This window comes from Streptomyces sp. NRRL B-24572 (assembly GCF_002156145.1).
In the GTDB taxonomy this organism is placed as follows: Bacteria; Actinomycetota; Actinomycetes; order Streptomycetales; family Streptomycetaceae; genus Streptomyces; species Streptomyces vietnamensis.
This window is the reverse complement of sequence record NZ_MWIG01000350.1, coordinates 1-1,737: the sequence shown is the minus strand read 5'-3', so window position 1 is coordinate 1,737 and position 1,737 is coordinate 1. Positions and strand designations below refer to the sequence as shown.

Annotated in this window: 3 protein-coding genes; 1 reads left to right on the top strand and 2 read right to left on the bottom strand. The window is 73.6% G+C overall.

Going from position 1 to position 1,737, the window contains the following annotated elements; genetic code table 11:
• A partial coding sequence (locus tag CCN56_RS21420; protein WP_086829119.1) for a Sir2 family NAD-dependent protein deacetylase occupies positions 1 to 529 on the bottom strand: 529 nt, incomplete at its 3' end.
• Between the two features lie 64 nt (positions 530 to 593).
• On the opposite strand from CCN56_RS21420, the gene CCN56_RS21415 reads away from it, so the two are divergent.
• Entirely contained in the window at positions 594 to 797 is a 204-nt protein-coding gene (locus CCN56_RS21415; RefSeq protein WP_086829117.1) for a type II toxin-antitoxin system VapB family antitoxin, read from the top strand.
• Between the two features lie 33 nt (positions 798 to 830).
• On the opposite strand, the gene CCN56_RS21410 is transcribed toward CCN56_RS21415, so the two are convergent.
• The coding region (locus tag CCN56_RS21410; protein WP_107484197.1) for an ADP-ribosylglycohydrolase family protein at positions 831 to 1,737 on the bottom strand (907 nt) is incomplete at its 5' end.

Genomic DNA, 1,737 nt, shown 5'->3' with positions numbered 1-1,737 from the left:
CGGCGGCCTTGGCGATCGACATGGCCTGGCCGAGCACCACCGGGTCGAGCCGCTGCCCGAACATCACCGTCGCCGACTTCAGGATCCCGCCGCACCCCCGGCACGCCGGGTCGTCTTCACCGGCCCGCACCCGGTCGAGCGCCTCCGCCATCGACGAGCGCGCGTGGCAGGCCGTGCACACCACCGAACGCGCAGAGCCGTGGAGTTCGAGGACCTTCCGCGCGGACACCCCGGCGGCCTGGTGCAGCCCGTCCACGTTCTGTGTGATCACCCGCAGCGGGTTGCCGCTCGTCCGCTCGTACGCGGCGATCGCGCGGTGCGCCACGTTCGGCTCGGCGCTCAGGGCCGGACCGTCGAGCCGCATCCGCCACGAGCGGCGGCGGATCTCCGGATCGGCCATGTACGGCCCGTAGGTGACGAGCCGCTCGGCCTCGGGGTCCTGCCGCCACACACCGTTCGGACCCCGGTAGTCGGGGATGCCCGAGTCCGTGGAGATGCCGGCACCGGTGAAGATCGCGACCATCGTCATGCGAAGACCCTAGGCACCGCCCAACCGCTCCCGCGAGCGGGTTTCCGAGTGTTAGGTTCCCGCCATGGCCAAGGTGAACATCGCGCTCGACGCCGAACTCGTCGTGGAAGTCATGGTCCTGGCCGGCATCGGCAACCCCCAGGACGCCGTCGAGGCCGTCGTCCGCGACTACATCGCCCGCGGCCACCGCACCGAGGCGCGGGCCGTCAGCCGGGACGAACCGCAGCGCACCGGCGAGATCATCCAGCCGGATCCCCCGCAGGGCTAGGGCCCGTCCGGCGGATCAGGGCCTGGGACGCCGTCACCGCGTCCGCTCCGCCAACCGCAGGGTCCGCTCCGCCAGTTCGCCGATCCGGACCCCGTCGAAGCCGAAGACGGCGCTGCGCACCCGGTCCCGCAGGGGTTCCGACCACTGCGGCGGGATCGCGGCCGCGCCGCAGCGGACCCCGGCCACCGAGCCCGCCGTCGCCCCGTTGGAGTCGGTGTCCAGGCCGCCGCGGACGGTCAGCGCGATCGTGCGGGTGAAGTCCCCCTCCCCGTACAGGAGTCCGGCGGTCAGGACGCCCGCGTTCGGGACGGTGTGGATCCAGCCGAGGCCCGCCGTCCGCTCCGCGAGCTCGGTGAGGGCCTCCGACCAGTCGAGCCCCGACTCGTACAGCGCGATCGTGCCCCGTACGGTCCGGGCGAGCCGGCTGCTCGCCGGCACCCGCTCCAGGCTCGTCTCCAGGGCGGACCGCACGTCCGGCGCGGTGAAGGCCGCCGCGATCAGCGCCGCCGCCCACATCGCCCCGTACACCCCGTTCCCGGTGTGCGAGAGGACCGCGTCCCGGCGGGCCAGCGAGGCCGCCCGGCGGGGATCGCCCGGACAGGTCCAGCCGTACACGTCGGCCCGGATCAGCGCACCGATCCACTCCTGGTACGGATTGTCGTACGTGGCCGTCAGCGGCGGCCGCAACCCGTTCGCGAGGTTCCGGTAGGCGACCCGCTCCGCCGTGAACGTCTGCAGGTACGGCAGCCGCAGCAGCCACTCCTCGCCGACCTGCTCGGTGCCGAACGCGAAGCCGTGCGTCTCCAGGAGGTGCAGGCCCAGGACCGACCAGTCGACGTCGTCGTCCCTGCAGCTCCCGTCGATCCCGCCCCGCACGCACCGCTCCCACTCGGGCCGCAGCTCGAAGCCCGCCGCCCGACGCGGCGGGCTTCGAGCTGCG

Coding starts and splice junctions, on each gene's coding strand:
- CCN56_RS21415 (WP_086829117.1), top strand. CDS start 594: ATGGCCAAGGTGAACATCGCGCTCGACGCCGAACTCGTCGTGGAAGTC.